Below are 18,253 nucleotides of genomic sequence, written 5' to 3'. Positions count from 1 at the left end.
CATGGACGTCCTCTGGATCTCGGAAAACGGAGGGCCCCGTCCACATAACGCGGCGCAACTGGCCGCCAGCAAGGGCTACCTGTGGATAGACGCGGGGGCCGAGGACCTGGCGGCCAACCCCGACGCCTGGCGCGACGAGATCGCGCGGCTGACCGGCGTGCAGTTGCACGACCTGCACCTGCAGGATGCCGCCAACCCGGTCCACCCCTCGTACTTCGACAACACGACCACCTACGAGATGGTGGTGTTCCGGCGCATCGTGACCGACGCGCCGGCAGCCGAGCCGCGCCCCGCGGCCAACGGCAAGACGGGCATCCCGCTGCTGGCCAGCCTGCGCACGCAGCCGGTGTCGTTCTTCGTGCTCGGGCAGGCGCTGATCACCGTCCGCCACGGCTATAGCGCCACCTGCCAGGAAATGAAGCGCCGCCTGGCCGAACAGCGCGGCGAGGTCCCGGCCGAGGGGCGGCGCGACCGCGCGCCCAGCAGCATCGGCCCGCTGGGCCGCGTCCCGTCGGGCCCCGCCGAACTGATGCTGCGGCTGCTGAACGGCATGGTCGACAAGTACCTGGCGCTGCGCCAGCCCCTGACCTTGCAGCTCGATCGCTGGCAGCGCGAACTGCTCAATCCCAACGGCCGTTTCCGCAACTGGCTGGCGCTGCTCGATGCCCGCATCGTGCTGCGGCGCCTGGAGAACATCTGCGAGGAACAGTACGACGCGCTGTCCGAGCTGCGCGACGCGGCCATGGACCGCAGCGAGGATGCCTGGGGCTCCGGCGCCTTCGACCAGCGGCGCGATGCGCTGCTGGTCCGCATCAACGACGTCATGGAACATGTGAACCGCGTGTTGAGCCACGCGCGGCGCATGGAATCGTCGGTGGAAACCGCCGTGCAGTTGCACTTCTCCGCCACGGCCCACCGGACCAACGAGATCATGCGCATCCTGACCGTGGTCACGGTCATCTTCATGCCGCTCACGCTCATCACCGGCATCTTCGGCATGAACGTGGACCACCTGCCCTTCGTCCACGACAGCGGATCGTTCTGGTGGATCATGGTCGGCATGGTGCTGCTGGCGCTGCTTCTGTGGAGCTGGTTCTCGGCGCGCCGCTTCCTGGAAATGCGGCCCTACCGGGTGGCGGAGGCACTGGCGCGCAAGGCGGGACTGCGGGCCGGCAAGGACGATCCGGACACCACCGACAGGCTTTGAGCCATGCCACCCCGCCTGTCGCTCCTGGAGTGTTCCCAGTCGATCGCCGCGCGCCTGTATGAAGGCATCGCGGCCCCCGACCAATGGCAGGCCGGGCTGGGCCTGCTGGCCGCCAAGGTGGGCGGCCAGGCTTTCCATCAGGTGACGGTGGACCTGCGCGACGGCAGCGTGCCGGACCGCGTGATCTGCGACGCCGCGCCGCTGCACAAGTTCGACGAATACGCCGAGCACTACGTCCAGGGCGACGAACGGCTGGCGCTTTTCGCGCACCTGCGGGAAGGCAGCTTCATCCTGGACCATGAGCACCTGGACAGCCGGCAGATGTCGCGCTCCGCGGTCTACGCGGACTTCCTGCGAAGCGTGGACCTGCGCCATACCCTGTGCATCCTGCAACGCGACGACGGCCAGACGCGCGACTATCTGGGCATCATGCGCCCGGCGGACCACCGCCCCTATGGGGATCGCGAACGCGCCTTGCTGGAACTCGTCATGCCCGACATGGTTCGCGCGGCACGGCTGCGCGCGCGCATGAGGCAGTTGCAGCGCGAGGCGCTGGTCGGCCGCGCCGCCCTGGACGGCCTGCCACGAGGCGTGGCGGTCGTCGATGCCCGTGGCCGGATCGAATACGCCAATGCGCGCGCCGAACGATACCTACGCACGTCGCCATGGCTGGCGCCTAAAGGCGGCATCCTGGGCATGCGGGACGCCGCCACCCAGCGGCGCTTGCAGGCCGCGCTAAGCCAGGCCTGCTCGACCGCCAGGAAGGCGGACCTGTTCTCCACCGGCGGGCCGCTGCCGGTCTGGATCACCGTCCTGCCGCTGGACACCCTGCACCTGTTGGCCGGACTGCGCGACACGCCGCTGGCCCTGGTCATATTCTCCGTACCCACCGACCGCCTGCCGCTGGACACCCAGCTCATCGTCCGGGCGCTGGGCATCACGCCGGCGGAGGCACGCCTGGCCCTGGCGCTGGCCACCGGCCAGACCATCAAGGAGTACGCCGCCGCGCAGGCCGTCTCGCCGGAAACCGCGCGCAGCCACCTGAAGAACCTGTTCCGCAAGACCGGCTGCCGGCGACAGGTCGAGCTGGTGCAGTTGATCCGGACGCTGGCCTGAACCCCACCCGGGGCCGACTCAGCGCGCGGCCGTCGCCAGCACGTCGTCCAGCACGCGGGCGAAGCGCTCCGCCCCCTGGAAGCCGATCACCCGCTGCGGCAGCGGCGCGCCGCCCGGCGCGAAGAACACGATGCCGGGCGGGCCGAACAGCCGGAAGCGCTTGAGTAGCTCGCGGTCGTCGGCGTTGTTGGCGGTCACGTCCGCCTGCACGAGACGCATGCCCGCCAGCCGCTGCACGACCTCGGGACGGGGAAAGGTCAGTGCCTCCATTTCCTTGCACGACACGCACCAGTCGGCATAGAAATCCAGCATCACCGGGCGGTCGGACGCCGCCAGCAGCGCATCCAGCTCTGCCACCGAGCGCACGCGCTCGAATGACGCCGCGGCGCCGGGCCGCGACGAGGCGCCGCCGGGAGGACGCCACAAGCCGTCCCCGTCCTGCGCCGGCGCGGGCCCCGGCACAGGCGGCGCGAGGACGGGAACCGGGCCCGCGCCGCCCGACGCGGCCAGATGGCCCAGCGGCTGCCACGGATCCCGGCCGCCGCTGGCCACGCCCACGGCCTGCAGGACGCCGATCAGCGCGAACAGGATGCCCACACCCTTGAGCACGCGGCGGCCCGTGCCCGCGTCGGCGGGCAGGGCATCGAAGGCGTGCAGCAGGGTGGCGGCCAGGATGGCCAGCACCGCCCAGCCCGACATCTGCACCCAGCCCGGCAGGACGGGCCAGAGCATCCACCACGCCACGGCCAGCAGCAGCATGCCGAAGAAGCGCTTCACACCGTCCATCCAGACTCCCGCCTTGGGCAACAACGCGCCGGCCGAGGCCCCCGCCGCCAACAGCGGCACGCCCATGCCCCAGGCCAGCGCGAACAGCGCCACGCCGCCCAGCAGCACGTCGCCCGTCTGCGAGACATACAGCAGCGCGCCCGCCAGCGGCGCGGCCACGCACGGCCCGACGATCAGCGCGGACACGGCGCCCATCGCCAGCGCTCCGGTGGCGCGGCCGCCGGGCAGGCGCGAGACGCGGTCCGACAGGGAAGTCTGCCAACTGGACGGCAATTGCAGCGTGAACACGTCGAACATGGCCAGGGCCAGCACGGCCAGCAGCGCGGCGAACACGCCCAGCACCCAGGGCGTCTGCAAGGTGGCCGCCAGGCTGACGCCGCTCAGCGCCGCCAGCAGGCCGACAGCGGTGTAGACCACCGACATGCCCAGCACATAGGCCGCGGCCAGCCCCAGCCCGCGCAGGCGGGGCCGGGCATGGCCGGCGGCGTCGCCGACCACGATGGCCGACAGGATGGGCACCATGGGCAGCACGCAGGGCGTGAGCGACAACAGGATGCCCAGGCCCAGGAAGATCAGCGCCGTGCGGGCCAGGCCGCTGCCGGCCAGCATGTCGGCCAGGCCCACGTCGTCGGCGCCGGCGAACGCCGACCAGCGCAGGCCGGTCCCCGCCCCGCCCTCGACCTGCGGCAGGCCGCCGGGCGCCGAGGCGGCCACGACGCGCACCTTGTGTTCGGCCGGCGGATAGCACAGGCCGGCGTCGGCGCAGCCCTGACTGGTGACGGCCAGCGCGAAGGCCGTGCCGGTGGGGATCGTCAGTCGGGCCGCCACCTTGTCGCGGTAGGTCTCGACCTCCTTGTCGAAGGTCTGGTCGAACTTGACCTGTCCGGGCGGCAACTGGGGCTCGCCCAACGCGACTTCCGGCGGATCCGCGACGAACCGGAACTGCTCGCGGTACATGTAGTAGCCGGGCGCGATCGCCCAGGACAGCTCGATGGCGTCGGGCGCCACGGCGCGCGCGGAAAAACGGAAGGCCTGCTCGGGCGGCAGGAAATCCTCCGCCGGCGCGGAACGCGGCAGGAGCGCGGCGCAGGCCCACACGAGGCAGGCCAGGAGCCAGTGGGCGCGCGGGCCGACCGCCCGCAAACGGAATATGGACATCAGTTCTTCGTTTCCTGCCGGACCCAATCCAGATAGGCCGGCAATCCTTCGGTCACGGGCACGGCGATGATCTCGGGCACCTCGTAGGGGTGCAGCCGGGCGATCGTCTCCTGCACGGCCCTCTGGCGGGCCGCCGTGGTCTTGATGAACAGCGGAATCTCGTCGGCGGACTCCACCTCCCCCTTCCACCGGTAGATGGACAACACCGGCGCGCCGACGTTCACGCAGGCGGCCACCCCGTCTTCGACGAGGCGGCGGGCGATGTCCCGGGCGGTATCGGCATCGGGGGCATTGCAGAATACCAGCACCACTTGGCGGGCGGCCTCGGACGGCGACGACATGGCGGTCTCCAGGATTTCAGCGCAGCAGGCGGCGGCGCATCAGCGCGGTGGCCAGCCAGATGGCGACGGCCGCGGTCAGCGCCAGCTGCAGCACCTGTTCCCAGGGCTGGTCGGGCATCCGGCCCAGCACCAGCGGCCTGACCAGCTCGATGGCCGGGGCCAGGGGCAGCAGCCGGGCCGCCTGCACCAGCGCCTCGGGCAGTTGCGACACGGGAAAGAACACGCCGGACAGGAACACCATGGGCGTCACGCCCAGCGTGAAGTAATACATGAAGAAATCGAAGCCCCTGGCCAGCGCCGACATGACCAGCGCCAGCGCCGAGAAGGTCACCCCCAGCAGCACCAGCGCCGGCGGGATCCACAGCAGCGTGACGGCGCGCGAGATGTCCAGCGCCACCACCACCAGCAGGATCGCCAGCCCGCTCTTCATGCTCTTGGCCGCGGCCCACAGGATCTCGGCGAACACCACGTCGTCCAGCGACAGCGGCGTGTTCAGCATCGCATCCCAGGAACGCTGGATGTGCAGCCGGGAAAAGGCGCTGTAGGTCGCCTCGAAGGTGGCCGCGTACAGCGCCCCCATGCAGATCGAACCGGCGGCCAGGAACGTCACGTACGGCACGCCATCGATACCCGGCAGCAGGCTGCCCAGGCCATAGCCCAGCGCCAGCAGCGCCACCATCGGATCCATGACGTCGCCCAGCACCGTGGTCAACGCCGTCTTGCGCCAGACCAGGAAATTGCGCCGCAGCACCGGCACGCACCCCCGCCCCGGCCGAGGCAGCCCCCAGATCCCCAATCGCGAAACATCCATCGCCCATTCACTCATATCATCTCAGCCCTCAATCCAGGGCACAGCGGATCCGGCTCCGCCGGTCCGCCAGTGCCGCCCCCTGGGGGGCGCGCGTCAGCGCGTACGGGGGGGCCCTATCATTCTCTTAAATCGCGGCCGGCCAGCCTTAGAAAGAGGTCTTCCAGATTGGCCGGTCGGTGCAGATAGCGCACCCGGCCTCCCTCGCGCAGCAGCGCCAGCACGCGATCCGGTTCGGCCGTATAACAATAGACCGTCTCGCCGCTGACCTCGACGCGGTCCGGCATGGCGGCGCGATGGCGCGCCAGCCAATCCCGGGCCCCTTCCCCGAACACCTCCACCACCTCGGGTTCGACATGACGCGCGATCAGGTCCTGGGGCGCCCCTTCGGCAATCATCCGGCCCCGGTCCAGCAGGCCCAGCCGATCGCACAGGCGCTCGGCCTCGTCCATGAAATGCGTGGTCAGCAGAATGGTCTTGCCCTGCGCCAGCAGCGTCTTCAGGCGCTCCCAGATCAGGTGGCGCGCCTGCGGGTCCAGCCCGGTCGTGGGTTCGTCCATCACGATCAGGTCGGGATCGTTGACCAGCGCCCGCGCCAGCGTCAGGCGCCGCTTCATGCCGCCCGACAGCTCGTTGATGCGCGCCGTGCGCTTGGCGGCCAGCGAGGCGAATTCCAGCAGACCGGGGATGCGGCGGCGGATCTCGCCGTCGGCCAGGCCGAAATAGCGGCCGAACACGAGCAGGTTTTCCTCGACGGTGAAATCGGGATCGAGATTGTCGATCTGCGGCACCACGCCTATGCGCGCCCGGGCCTGGCGCGCCCGCGCCGGCACCGGGTAATCCAGCAGCCGGATCGAGCCGCCGTCCACCGGCGTCAGGCCCAGGATCGACCGCAGGGTGGTGGTCTTGCCCGCGCCGTTAGGCCCCAGCAAGCCATAGCACTCGCCGCGCGCGATCTCGAAGGACAAGGCGTCCACGATCGCGCGGCCGCCGTAGCGCTTGTCCAGCCGCTCGACCCGCAGCGCGGGTCCGGGGGATGCCAGGGGCCTGGCCCCCGCGTGCAGCGAATTGGTGGTCATGCGCCGATAGTACCCGCAGCCCGCCCGCGCCGGCTGCGACATCCGCGCGCAGGGTTTTCCTGATGTGGACGGATCGATGAAAGTGATTGCCCGCTTCGCATGTTGCGTAACATGATGTAACCACCCGTTCAACCACATGACTACCATGGGCATTGCTCCCTCCCAGGAAACCTACGACGCCCTCGTCGGACTCTGCTATGAAAGCGTGCTGGACAGCGCCCGATGGCCGGCGCTGCTCGACGCGTTGGCCGCCGCCAGCGGCAGGCAGTTCGGCGCGATCGCCATCAACCATCCCGGCGAAGCCGCGGCTACCGTCACGCTGGCGGCTCGGTGCGATCCCGCCGCCATCCAGGCCTACAACGTCCACTATGGCGCCATCGACCCGATGCGCGAGCTGATCGCGGCAACGGACGACGGGCGGTGGAACCACGACCGCCGCGAGCTGCCCGCCGAAACGCTCGACCACCACCCCTACTACCAGGAATTCCAGCGGGTCCAGGGCATGGACGACCGCGCCTCGATCCGGCTGAACGGCCAGGGCGCCTGCGTCTACGTCGCGCTGCTGACCGCCATCGGCGTGCGGCCCGATCCCTGCCAGGACGACCTGCTGGCGCGCATCGCGCCGCACCTGCAGCGCGCCGGCACGCTGTACGACACGCTGACCGGGCTGCGCGACGGCCTGGCGCTGCGCGACCAGGTGCTGGACAGCCTGCCCACGCCGCTGTGGCTGCTCGATGAAGGACGGCGGGTGGCCTACCGCAATGCCGCGGCCCAACGGCATGCCGCGCTACCCGATGGCGCGCTGTGCGAACACAACGGCCAGATCCGCCCCCGCCATGCCGCCGCCAGCCGGCTCGAAACGGCCATCCTGCAAGCCACGGGACATTCCGGATCGCGCCGTGCCTCGCGCATCGCGCCGCCCACCGCCGGTGGTCCGGACGTCGTGGTCACGCCGCTGTCCGAGGACCACCCCGACAATCCGCTGCAACGCCCGCTGGTCGCGGTCAGCGTGGTCGATCCCGAGCAACAGAATCTCCGCGTGAACGACCTTTTCCAGTTCAGCCGGGCCGAGGCGCGCCTGGCAACCAAGCTGCAGGAAGGGCTGAGCTTGGCCGAATACGCCGAACGCCACGGCATCGCGCTCAGCACCGCGCGCACGCAGCTGCGCGCGCTGTTCACGAAGACCGGCACGCACCGCCAGGGCGAGCTGGTAAGCCTGTTGCTGCGGCTCGCGCGGCATTGACGCGCGCCTGCGCGATACCCGGGATGGCACTGGCGCAAGGCCCATGCTATCCTGCTTCGCACCAGGAGAACGAAGCGGCTTGCCGCTTCTACCGAAGGCGTATCCCCTGAAACGCTCAGGTCACGAGACTGGCAACCAAACAACTGGAGAGCGTCGCGCCCTGAACCGGCGCGGCCGCCGAAGGGGCAAGCGGCGCCGACCGGCGCGCGCGAATCTCTCAGGCAAAAGGACAGTAGGGGCAAGCGGCAGATATCTGCCGCTTGCCCCTGTTTTTTTCCCGAGAGCCTGCAATGAAAGTCATCGTCATGGGCGCCGGCATCACCGGCGTCACGTCGGCCTGGTATCTCGCCAAGGCCGGGCACGAGGTCTTCGTCCTGGAACGCAACGCGGGCGCCGCGCGCGAAACCAGCTTCGGCAACGGCGGCCAGATCTCCGTCAGCCACGCCGAACCCTGGGCCAACCCGTCCGCGCCGCTGAAACTGCTGCGCTGGCTGGGCCGCGAGGACGCCCCCCTGCTGTTCCGCCTGCGCGCCGATCCCGACCAATGGAAATGGGGCCTGCAATTCCTGCGCGAATGCACCTCGGCGCGATCGCGGCACAACATGATCCAGATCCTGAACCTGGGGACCTACAGCCGCTCCAGCCTGCAGGAACTGCGCGCCGAGACCGGCATCCGCTACGACCACCTGCAACGCGGCATCCTGCATTTCTACACCAGCCAGAAAGAGTTCGACGCCGCACTCGAACCGGCCCGCATCATGCGCGAGATGGGCTGCGAGCGGCAGGTGATCGACCGCGACGAAGTCGTGCGCCTCGAACCCGCGCTGGCGCAGATCGCCCCCCGCCTGGCGGGCGCCACCTACACCAGCGCCGACGAATCGGGCGACGTGCACCTGTTCACCACCCGCCTGGCCGAACTGTGCGCGCAGCGCGGCGTGAACTTCCGCTACGGCGTGCGCGTGCAGGCGCTGCGCACCGAGGCGGGGTCCATGACCGGCGTCGAGATCGCCAGCGAGACCGGCGGCTATGAAACCGTGACGGGCGACGCCTACGTGCTGGCGCTGGGCAGCTTCAGCCCGCAACTGGCGCGGCAGGCCGGCGTCCCCTTGTCCATCTATCCGGCCAAGGGCTATTCGGCCACCCTGCCCGTACTCGACCCCGCGCTGGCGCCCGAGGTCAGCCTGACCGACGACGAATACAAGCTGGTGTTTTCGCGCCTGGGCGACCGCCTGCGCGTGGCCGGCACCGCCGAACTGAACGGCTACGGGCTGGCGCTGAACCCCGTGCGCTGCGAGGCGCTGGTCAAGCGCACGCTGGAGATCTTTCCCGGCATGAGCCGGCCTGAGCTGGCGCAGTACTGGGCCGGACTGCGGCCGGCCACGCCGGGCAACGTGCCCTACATCGGCGCCTCGAAGGTGCGCGGCCTGTACCTGAACACCGGCCACGGCACCCTGGGCTGGACGCATGGCTGCGGTTCGGGCCGCGCGGTGGCCGAGATCATCGACGGCCGCCAGCCCGAGGTGGACTTCGCCTTCACCGGCCGCGAAGCGATGCAGCCGGCACCCCGGCTGGCGGCGGCCTGACGCGGGTCAGGCCGGGACGGTTTCGCCCGCGGGGAACGGGCGCGACGCCGGCGCCCCGCGCCTGTCGCGCGCCAGCGGCGGCCGGCCCAGGATATGGTCCGCCGCCTTTTCCGCCATCATGATGATGGGGGCGTTGGTCGGCCCCCGCACCACGCGCGGCATGGCCGATCCATCCACCACGCGCAGGCCGTCCACGCCACGCACCCGCAACTGCGCGTCGAGCACGGCGTCGGGATCGGCATCGCTGCCCATCCGGCAGGTGCCCACCGGGTGGTGCAGGGTGATGGCCGTGCGCCGGATGAAGGCGTCGATGTCGGCATCGCTCGTGGCCTGCGGACCGGGCGCCAGTTCCTCGGCCCGGAACGGCGCGAGCGGCGGCTGTTCGCCGATGGCCCGCATGATGCGTACCATCTGGCGCACGGCGCGCCGGTCGTAATCAGTGGACAGGAAGTTCTGGCGGATCACGGCGGGGGCCGTGGGATCGCCGCTCGCCAACGAGACACTGCCCCGGCTCTCGGGCGTGATGAAGACCCCCTTGATGGCGAACGCATCGACGTAGGGCTTGAGCAGCGGACCGAAATGCGGGCCGGCGTCCATGGGCGCGGCGGCCAGCAGCAATTGCAGGTCGGGCAGCGGCAGCTCGGGATGGCTGCGCACCAAACCCACGGCCGCAGCGGGCACCTTGCTGGACAGGCCCGAGCCGAACATCCAGGTCCGCAGCAGGTCGAAGCCGATGCGGTCCAGCCGCAGCGCGCGGTGCAGGGGTCCCGTTTCCTTGCGCCGCCAGCGGACGTCGCACACCACATGGTCCTGCAGATTGCGCCCCACGCCGGGCAGGTCGATCCGGGTCGCGATGCCGTGCCGTCCCAGCTCCGAGGCGTCGCCGATACCCGACAGCATCAAGAGCTGCGGCGAGTTGATCACGCCGCCCGCCAGCAGCACTTCGCGTTCGCACCGCACCTGCTCGCGGCGGCCGCCGCGCTGGACTTCGACGCCCACGGCGCGGCCCTGCTCCATCAGCACCTTCGTGGTCAACGCGCCGGTCCACACCGTGACGTTGCCGCGCGCCACCGCCGGCTTCAGGTAGGCCGACGCCGCGCTCCAGCGGCGGCCGCGGCGGATGGTCGCCTGCATGGGGCCGAAGCCTTCGATGCTGGCGCCGTTGTAGTCGTCGTTGCGTCCATGGCCGGCCAGGTCCGTGGCGCGCAGGAAGGCGTCCACCAGCGGGTCCTCGTAGTGCAGGCGCGTCACCGTCAGCGGGCCGTCGCCGCCGCGCAGATCGCTGGCACCTTCCTCCCACGACTCGCTGCGGCGGAAATACGGCAGCACGTCGTCATAGGACCACCCTTCCAGCCCCAGGCCGCGCGCCCAATGGTCGTAGTCCTCGCGGGCGCCGCGCGCATAGGCCATGCCGTTGATCGAGGTCGAGCCGCCCAGCACCTTGCCGCGCGCACATTCGATGCGGCGGCCGTCCATGCCGGGCTCGGGCTCGGTGAAATAGCCCCAGTCGTACATCCGGTGCTTGAGGATCAGGCCCCAAGTCAGCGGAATCCGGATCACGGGCGAACGGTCGGGGCCGCCGGCCTCCAGCACCAGTATCTTCAGCGCCGGGTCGGCACCCAGCCGGTAGGCCAGCGTGCACCCCGCGGAGCCCGCGCCCACGATGATGTAGTCGTAGTTGTTCATGTCATTTTCCAAGCCGCCAGCGCATGTCGATCCAGGGCGCCGCGGATCCGGCTCCGCCGGTCCGCCAGCGCCGCCCCCTGGGGGCGCCCGAAGGGCGTAGGGGGGGACTAGTTCAGTTTCAGGTTGACGTTCTTGGTGTAGGTGAACTCCAGGAGTTCCTCGAAGCACTCCTCGCGGCCGATGCCCGACTGCTTCACGCCGCCGAACGGCGCGCCGATGAAGTGCTGGCTGGTGTTGTTGATCCAGACATAGCCGGTATGGATGCGGCGGGCCGCGCGGTGCGCGGTCTCGAGATCGCGCGTCCAGATCGAACCGGTCAGGCCGAAGTCCACGGCGTTGACGTCGGCCCACATCGCGTCCTCGTCGGACCAGCGGAACACCGACATGATGGGACCGAACACTTCCTCGCGCGCCAGCCTCATGTCCGGCCGCATGTCGGCGAAGATGGTGGGCTCGAAGAAGAAACCGTCGCGCAGCGCGGGATCGTCGGGCCGCCGGCCGCCGGCCACCAGCCGGCCGCCTTCGTCCAGCGCGGACTGCACGAAGCCTTGCACCTTCTCGAGCTGCGCCCGGCTGACCAGCGATCCCATGGTCGTGGCCGGGTCCGTCGGAATGCCCGGCCGGTGCCGCCGGGGCAGCAGTTCGGCCACGCGCGCCAGGACTTCGTCGTGGATGCTTTCATGCAGGAACACCCGGCTGGTGGAGCCGCAGCTCTGGCCCGACCACGTGAAGTTCATGCCGCCCACGATGCCGTCCACCAGCTTGTCCAGGTCCGCGTCGGGATAGGCCACCAGCGCATTCTTGCCGCCCAGCTCCAGCAGCACCGGCTTCAATCCGTCGGCCGCCGTCTTCATGACGGACTTGCCCGTGGGCACACCGCCGATCAGCGTGATCTTGCGCACCAGCGGGTGCTCGGCCAGCGCCTGCCCGCATTCCCGGCTGCCGCACAGGAAGTTGACCACGCCCTTGGGGAACACGTGGCCGATCAGTTCGGCCAGGCGAATGATGGACAGCGGCGCCTGGTCGGGCGACTTGACCACGACCGTGTTGCCCGCCGCCAGCGGCGCGGCCAGGCGCATGGCGGCGAACATCAGCGGATGGTTGTAGGCGACGATGCGCGCCACCACGCCCAGCGGCTCGCGCACGGTGTAGTCGAGGTAGCCGGGCCCCATGGGCAGGGTCTCGCCCTTGACCTCGGTGGCCAGGCCGGCGAAATACTCCAGGCTGTCGGCCGCGAAGCCCGCGTCCTTGGCCAGGATGGACACCGGATTGCCATTGTTCAGCGCATCCAGCAGCGCCAGCTCCTGCGCATGGGTCCGCAGGATGTCCGCCGCCCGGCGCAGCATGCGGCCGCGCTCCATCGGCGGCGTGGCGGCCCAGGCGGGAAAGGCGTCCTGGGCCGCCCGCACCGCGGCGTCGACGTCGCGCGCATCGGCAACCGGCGCATCGGCCAGCCGCTCGTCATACGCGGGATTGATGGTCGGCGCGTAGACGCCGGCCAGGGGCTCGTGCCAGGCTCCCCCATAGAAAAGCTGGCGGTGGGTCGGCAGGATGCCGGCGGGAATCTCGTGTGCGCGCATGGCGTCTCCGGTGTATCAGTGCATGTGGGTATTCATCGCGCCGTTCGCCTCAAGTCCGAAGACGGACAGCGGCGGCGCGCAGCGCTTCGTAGTCCTTGCGGGCATCGGCCGACAACTCCTTCATCGCGGCCGGAATCACCGCGTCCAGGTAGGCCTTGGCGTCGGCCGACGGCAGCTCGATCATCTCGCCGCCGCCCTTCTCCCAGATCGCCCGGGCCTCGGCCACGCGCGCGTGCACGCGCGGACCGATCTCGACATCGGTCTTGCGCGCGGCCTGGCGCAGCGGCTGCTCCAGCGGACCGGCCGATTTCAGGAAGGTGGGGCTGGCCAGCCCGACGATGGCGATGTAGGTGGACGGCAGCAGCGTCTGCGACTTGGCGACGTCGAAGTATTTCAGCGCCGAGGGAATGGGCGTGCCGGAATAGACGCCATCCAGCGTGCCGTTCTGGAACGCGGGCAGCACCTCGCCCAGCGACATCGACACCGGATTGGCGCCCAGTTGCCGCAGTTGCGCGATCAGGATCGAGGAACCGGGCACGCGGATCTTCTGCCCGGCCAGGTCCGACAGCTTGCGGATGGGCTTGCGCGAGACGATGCTGCACTGGGAATGCACGAGCGTGGTCAGCACCTCGACGCCCTTCTTCGAGGCGATGGACGCAAGCCGAGCCTTGACCTCGGGATCGGCCAGCACCTTCATGCCATGATCGATGCTGTCGAACACGCCGGGCACGGCCAGCGCGCCGAAGCGCGCGTCCAGGCCCTCGTACATGCCCGAGGCGTTCAGCGCCATCTCGACGGTGCCCATGCTCACGCCTTCGATCGTGCGCTGCGCGGTACCGAGCTGGCTGGCCGGGTACACCTGGCCCTTGACCTTGCTCTGCGTGGCCGCCTCCAGGTTGACCTTGTAGGCGTTCAGCCAGTCGACGCCCAGGTCGTCGGACGTGGTGGTGGTGAGCTTCATGACCAGGTTCTGCGCGCGGGCGGTGGGCAGGAGCGCGAGCGCTCCCAGGCCGGCCAGATGCGCCAGGCATAGACGGCGATTCATGGTGATGTCTCCAGTGGTGGGTGGCCGGCGGACGGCCTTCAGTTCAACAGCAAGCGCATGCCCCAGAGGGATATGTCCGGGATGTAGGTGATCAACCCCAGCGCGATCAGGTAAATGACGACGAACGGCACGATGCCGCGGTAGATGCTTTCCAGCGGCAGCTTGAGCACGCTCTGCGCGACGAAGATGTTGATGCCGAAGGGCGGATGGAACAGGCCGATGGACAGGTTCACCGTGATGATGATCCCGAAGTGCACCGGGTCCACGCCGATGGCGGTGACCAGCGGCATCAGCAGCGGCGACAGCAGCAGGATGGCCGACAGCGGATCGATGAAGCAGCCTACCGCCAGCAGCAGCACGTTGATCGCCAGCAGCAGCGACCAGCCCGGCAGGTGCAGGTCGGTCAGCCACTGCACCAGCGCGGCGGGCACCTGGTGCACCGTCAGCAGCCAGCCGAACACGTTGGCGCAGGCCACGATGATCAGGATCTGCCCGGTGAACACCGCCGTCGTGCCGGCGCTGGCCAGGATGTCGCGCCACGACAGTTCGCGGTAGAAGTAGCGCGCCACGACGATGGCGTACAGGCAGGCCACCGCGGCCGCTTCGGTGGGAGAGAACACGCCGCCGTAGATGCCGCCCAGGATGATGACGGGCGCGCCCAGCGCCCCCAGGCCGCGCGCCGCGGCGCGGCCGAAGGCCGCCCACGAGAAGCGATCGCCGCCGCCGATGCGATGGCGGCGGGCATACCACATGACGTAGGCGCAAAGCATGCCGGCCAGCAGCAGCCCGGGCAGCACGCCCGCCGCGTACAGCCGGGGAACCGACTGCTGCGCGGCCGCGCCGTAGACGATCATCGGGATGCTGGGCGGGATGATGATGTCGATGGCCCCCACCGCCGTCAGCAGCCCCGCCGAGAACTTCTCGGGATAGCCATTGCGCCGCAGCGCGGGCAGCATCACGCGCCCGATGGTGGCCACGGTGGCCGCGCTCACGCCCGAGATCGCGCCGAACAGCGCCGAGGAGCCGACGGTGGTCACCGCCAGGCTGCCGCGCACCGAACCCACGCCGGCGTTGACGAAGTTCACCAGCCGGTCCGCGACCGAACCCCGCCCCATCAGCTCGCCGGCGAAGATGAAGAACGGAATCGCCAGCAGCGCATAGGCATCGATGGCGCCGAAGAGATTCTGGTGCAAGGCCGTGAGCGGCACGTCCATGAAGAACAGCAGCGCCACGCTGACCGACGCCAGCAGCACGAGGAAAATGGGAAAGCCCAGCAGGAGCAGGCCCAGGGGCAGGAAACCGAGCGCGAAACTCATGACAACGCCTCCTCGGCGGCATCCACCGGATCGGGCTGGCGCAGGCCGCCGCCGGCCACGCGCAGCACCACGTCGAACAGGCCGACGACCACCATGGCAGCGAACGCCACCGCCACCAGCGAATGCGGGATCCACATCGGGATGTGGCCGTTCTCGCTCACGCTGCCGATCTGGTAGATGCGCCAGGCGTATTCCGACGAGATGAAGCAGACGAAGCCGCACAGCGCCACCGCCGCCAGCGCCTCGAAGGTGGACAGGAAGCGCCGCAGCTCCTCCGGGAAGTAGCGGTTCAGCACATCCATGCGCAAATGCTGTCCCCGCACCGCCGCCACCGCCGAACCGAAGAAGGCCAGCCCGGCCATCAGGTAGACCTGCAGTTCGTCGGCGCCGGTGATCGAACGGCCGAACACGTAGCGCGCCACCACGTTGGCGACGTTGATCGCGACCGCGGCCAGCAGCGCGCTGGCCAGGGCGCGCTCCAGGCTGGTGGCGGCGCGCTCCAGGCCGCGCAGGATGCGCCGCGCGCCGCCGGGCTGGGTACTGGACATGATGTCTCCTCTCGTTGTGGGGAGAGATCCTAGGTTGACGCCAACCATTCGTCTAATTCAAATATTTACCTTATTACATAGCCGTTCAACTATGGATTGAATCTCCATGGCTCGCTTCGATCCCTACCTCACCTTGCAGAAGCTGGAAGTCTTCTGCGTCGTGGCCGAATTGCAGAGCGTGACGCGCGCCGCGGACTACCTGTTCGTTACCCAACCGGTCGTCACCTCGCACATCCGCAGCCTGGAAGAAAAACTGGGCACCACGCTGATCCGCCGCGAAGGCCGCGGCATCGCGCTGACCGCCACCGGCCAGCGCGTCTACAAATGGGCGCAGGAAGTCGTCACCCGCACGCGCGAACTGGAGCGGGAACTGGGCGGCTCGACCGATCTCGCGCCGGGCCAGGTGGTGGTCGGCTCGTCCATGAGCGTGGGCACCTATCTGCTGAGCCAGTTGATCTGCGACTTCCAGGTGCTGCGCCCCGACGGCCAGGTCCATGTGTCGATCTCGAACCCACAGGTGGCGCTGGAGGCCACGCGCACCGGCGCCTGCGACTTCGCCGTTCTCATCATCGCTCCCACGCAGAACCTGGATGGCCTGGCGGTGCGCCCGCTGTGGGACGAGGACCTGCTGCTGGTCAGCGCCCCGGACAGCCGCTGGGTGGGCGACGAGGCGCGGCGCGAGGACATCTCGCGTCTGCCCTTCATCAGCACCGCGAACAGCACCGTCATGCAGCAGCTGGAGGAAGGACAACTGCGCGCCAACGGCATCCCATCGCGGCGCATCGTGCTCAACCTGGGCCATCCGGAAGCGCAGAAGGAAGCCGTGCGGCGCGACCTGGGCGTGTGCTTCTTCTCCAAGACGGCGGTGGAACGCGACCTGGCTCGTGGCGAACTGCGCTGCGTGCGCACGCCCGGCCTCGCGCTCACGCTGCCGCTCTACCTGGCCAGCCGCGAGGACAAGGAATTCTCGGAGTTCCAGCTGGCGCTGAAACGGCATATCGAAAAAGCCCGGCCGCCTGGCCTCAAGCCTTTCCAGGGCAATCCCATGGAGGGATGATTTGTTTTATATATAAGACGTCGGTTTATTAATAAAACATTCATGATCTAGATCAAGGCCTCGGCCGGCCATCCTTCCTAGACTGGCAGTTCCCGTTTCCCCCATGCCGCAAGCAGGAGCTGCCCCATGAACGATTCCGTCGACACCTTGATCGATGCCGCCAAACCCACCCTCCGGCGCCCCGAGGGCATGAGCTTCGGCGACTGGATGAATTCGCGCTGTGTCCAGCGCTCCACCCGCAAGTACGACTGGAACGCCCTGAAATTCCAGGCCGACCACGACCCCAAGTACGGCCGCGCGCAGATGCGCTACCTCGGCACCGGGGCCACCGGCGTCGCCAGCGATTCCAATACCGTGCCAGCGGTGCATTTCACCTTCTCGACCATGATCATCCCCGCCGGCCACATCGGCCCGCTGCACCTGCACGAGGACACCGAGGAAGTCTTCTTCGTGCTGCGCGGCAAGGTCCGCATCATGTGCGAATCGAAGGAAGGCGAATACTGGGAGATCGAGGCCGGCGAACGCGACCTGATCTCGGTCCCGCCCGGCGTCTACCGAGGCGAGGTCAATATCGGCGACGAAGAAGCGCTGATGTGCGTGATGCTGGGCTCGCCCAGGCCGCAGACGCCGACCTACAAGCCGGACGATCCGCTGTCGCGGGTCAAGCGCTAGGCTCCGCGCCGGCGCCGCGGCGGAGCCTGCGGCGGGACCTCCAGGCGCGGCAAGTCCGCGGCCGTGGCCCGCAACAACCCCCGCAGCCAGGAAATGGCCGGATCCCGCTCCTGGTACTTATGCCATTGCAGATTCTCCGCGAAACGGGGAATCGCAATCGGACAAGGCACCACCCGCAGCGCAAAGCGCGCCGCCATGTGGCGCGCCAGCCGGGTCGGCAGGGTCGCGATGCGCGGCGTGCCGACCAACAGCTCCGGCACCAGCGTGAAGTTGGGCGCGATCACGTCCTGGCGGCGCTCGCGCCGGCCCCGCGACAGCATCTTCGCGTCGTAGGTGATCCGCCGCCCGCCTCCCCATTCGACACCCACATGCGTCGCATCGAAATACGCCTCGCTCGATAGATCGAAGTCCGGCGCGAAATGCGCCTCGCACACCAGGCAGGAGAACGTATCCTCGAACAGCGGTTCGGCCGGGTGCCCCGCCACCACCGCGAACTCCGGCGCGATCAGCAGCTCGATCCCGCCGCTGTCCAGGTGCTCGGGCGTCTGGGGGCTGATCGCCCGCAGGTCGAACTGCATCAGCGGCGCCAGCCGGGCCGCGCGCCGCACCACTTCGGCCAGCAGCACCGTGATCACGTAGTCCGAGGATTCGATCGTGAAGCGGCGCGTGGCCGTGGCGGGATCGAAGGTGGGCCGGGCGCGCGTCACGGTCTGGATCTGCAGCAGCACGTCGCGCACCGGCTTGACCAGTTGCTCGGCCAGCGGAGTCGGCACCAGGGTCTTGCCCACCGGCACCAGCAGCTCGTCGTCGAAATACTCGCGCAGCCGCCCCAGCGCCAGGCTGGTCGCGGGCTGGCTCAGGAAGATGCGCTCGGCGGCGCGGCTCACGCTGCGGGTGGCCAGCAGGGCGTCGAGCACCACCAGCAGGTTCAGGTCCAGCTTGTTGAAGCGCATGGCGCATCCATTTACCAAACAAATGGTTAGAATTTAAACAATTAACTTTACGTCTGTCGATGGGCTCGCCACCAT

16 protein-coding genes and 1 riboswitch are annotated in these 18,253 nt (G+C 69.1%); of the genes, 6 read left to right on the top strand and 10 right to left on the bottom strand.

From position 1 onward, the window contains the following. The first annotated feature begins 1 nt into the window (after nucleotide 1). Both WKR98_RS08365 and WKR98_RS08360 read left to right on the top strand, forming a co-directional pair. The gene (locus tag WKR98_RS08365) at nucleotides 2-1,207 is read left to right on the top strand and encodes a magnesium transporter CorA family protein (protein WP_341432618.1); all 1,206 of its coding nucleotides are present in this window, start codon (nucleotides 2-4) and stop codon (nucleotides 1,205-1,207) included. 3 nt (nucleotides 1,208-1,210) lie between these two features. Further along, nucleotides 1,211-2,323: a helix-turn-helix transcriptional regulator gene (locus WKR98_RS08360; protein ID WP_341432617.1), complete on the top strand. Its 1,113-nt coding sequence runs from the start codon at nucleotides 1,211-1,213 to the stop codon at nucleotides 2,321-2,323. An 18-nt stretch (nucleotides 2,324-2,341) separates the two neighbouring features. Here the strand turns inward: WKR98_RS08360 and dsbD are convergent, their stop codons facing one another. The 4 genes from dsbD to WKR98_RS08340 form a co-directional block, all read right to left on the bottom strand. After that, entirely contained in the window at nucleotides 2,342-4,267 is a 1,926-nt protein-coding gene (gene dsbD / locus WKR98_RS08355) for a protein-disulfide reductase DsbD (RefSeq protein ID WP_341432616.1), read from the bottom strand. Further along, nucleotides 4,267-4,608 carry a divalent-cation tolerance protein CutA gene (gene cutA, locus WKR98_RS08350; RefSeq protein WP_124687661.1) on the bottom strand — a complete coding sequence of 114 codons (342 nt, stop codon included), beginning with the start codon at nucleotides 4,606-4,608 and terminating at the stop codon, nucleotides 4,267-4,269. Before cutA ends, dsbD begins: the two co-directional genes overlap by 1 nt. A gap of 16 nt (nucleotides 4,609-4,624) precedes the next feature. Next, nucleotides 4,625-5,419, bottom strand: coding sequence for an ABC transporter permease (locus WKR98_RS08345; RefSeq protein WP_341432615.1), 795 nt, complete (start codon nucleotides 5,417-5,419; stop codon nucleotides 4,625-4,627). A gap of 116 nt (nucleotides 5,420-5,535) precedes the next feature. Next, on the bottom strand, nucleotides 5,536-6,495 hold the full coding sequence (locus WKR98_RS08340; RefSeq protein WP_124687659.1) for an ATP-binding cassette domain-containing protein: 960 nt from the start codon (nucleotides 6,493-6,495) through the stop codon (nucleotides 5,536-5,538). 145 nt (nucleotides 6,496-6,640) lie between these two features. Between WKR98_RS08340 and WKR98_RS08335 the strand changes: the two genes are divergently transcribed. Then, nucleotides 6,641-7,738 carry a helix-turn-helix transcriptional regulator gene (locus tag WKR98_RS08335; RefSeq protein WP_341432614.1) on the top strand — a complete coding sequence of 366 codons (1,098 nt, stop codon included), beginning with the start codon at nucleotides 6,641-6,643 and terminating at the stop codon, nucleotides 7,736-7,738. Nucleotides 7,739-7,871: 133 nt separating this feature from the next. Next, nucleotides 7,872-7,981, top strand: a riboswitch (glycine riboswitch). Between the two features lie 47 nt (nucleotides 7,982-8,028). After that, the gene (locus tag WKR98_RS08330) at nucleotides 8,029-9,321 is read left to right on the top strand and encodes a D-amino acid dehydrogenase (RefSeq protein WP_341432613.1); all 1,293 of its coding nucleotides are present in this window, start codon (nucleotides 8,029-8,031) and stop codon (nucleotides 9,319-9,321) included. Between the two features lie 6 nt (nucleotides 9,322-9,327). Here WKR98_RS08330 and WKR98_RS08325 read toward each other — a convergent pair whose 3' ends face one another. The 5 genes from WKR98_RS08325 to WKR98_RS08305 form a co-directional block, all read right to left on the bottom strand. Beyond that, nucleotides 9,328-11,007, bottom strand: coding sequence for a GMC family oxidoreductase (locus tag WKR98_RS08325; protein WP_341432612.1), 1,680 nt, complete (start codon nucleotides 11,005-11,007; stop codon nucleotides 9,328-9,330). Between the two features lie 107 nt (nucleotides 11,008-11,114). Further along, nucleotides 11,115-12,587, bottom strand: coding sequence for an aldehyde dehydrogenase family protein (locus WKR98_RS08320; RefSeq protein WP_124687655.1), 1,473 nt, complete (start codon nucleotides 12,585-12,587; stop codon nucleotides 11,115-11,117). Nucleotides 12,588-12,636: 49 nt separating this feature from the next. Next, on the bottom strand, nucleotides 12,637-13,632 hold the full coding sequence (locus WKR98_RS08315) for a TRAP transporter substrate-binding protein (RefSeq protein ID WP_341432611.1): 996 nt from the start codon (nucleotides 13,630-13,632) through the stop codon (nucleotides 12,637-12,639). Nucleotides 13,633-13,670: 38 nt separating this feature from the next. Further along, nucleotides 13,671-14,948, bottom strand: coding sequence for a TRAP transporter large permease (locus WKR98_RS08310; RefSeq protein WP_124687653.1), 1,278 nt, complete (start codon nucleotides 14,946-14,948; stop codon nucleotides 13,671-13,673). Continuing rightward, nucleotides 14,945-15,496 (bottom strand): TRAP transporter small permease, encoded by a 552-nt coding sequence (locus WKR98_RS08305; RefSeq protein ID WP_341432610.1) that lies wholly within the window; start codon nucleotides 15,494-15,496, stop codon nucleotides 14,945-14,947. Before WKR98_RS08305 ends, WKR98_RS08310 begins: the two co-directional genes overlap by 4 nt. Before the next feature lie 106 nt (nucleotides 15,497-15,602). Here WKR98_RS08305 and WKR98_RS08300 point away from each other — a divergent pair, with 106 nt between their 5' ends. Together WKR98_RS08300 and WKR98_RS08295 are read left to right on the top strand one after the other, a co-directional pair. Next, on the top strand, nucleotides 15,603-16,553 hold the full coding sequence (locus WKR98_RS08300; RefSeq protein ID WP_341432609.1) for a LysR family transcriptional regulator: 951 nt from the start codon (nucleotides 15,603-15,605) through the stop codon (nucleotides 16,551-16,553). Nucleotides 16,554-16,742: 189 nt separating this feature from the next. Next, a complete protein-coding gene (locus WKR98_RS08295; RefSeq protein WP_341433825.1) occupies nucleotides 16,743-17,225 on the top strand; it encodes a cupin domain-containing protein in 483 nt (160 codons plus the stop codon). Here WKR98_RS08295 and WKR98_RS08290 read toward each other — a convergent pair. Then, nucleotides 17,222-18,178: a LysR family transcriptional regulator gene (locus WKR98_RS08290; protein WP_124687649.1), complete on the bottom strand. Its 957-nt coding sequence runs from the start codon at nucleotides 18,176-18,178 to the stop codon at nucleotides 17,222-17,224. The two genes, WKR98_RS08295 and WKR98_RS08290, sit on opposite strands and share 4 nt — an antisense overlap. Nucleotides 18,179-18,253: the final 75 nt, after the last annotated feature.

Origin of the sequence: Pigmentiphaga sp. YJ18 (genome assembly GCF_038066655.1) — a bacterium.
In the GTDB taxonomy this organism is placed as follows: Bacteria; Pseudomonadota; Gammaproteobacteria; order Burkholderiales; family Burkholderiaceae_B; genus Pigmentiphaga.
Note: the sequence above shows the minus strand (reverse complement) of the source record. Positions and strands in the feature narration are given on the sequence as shown.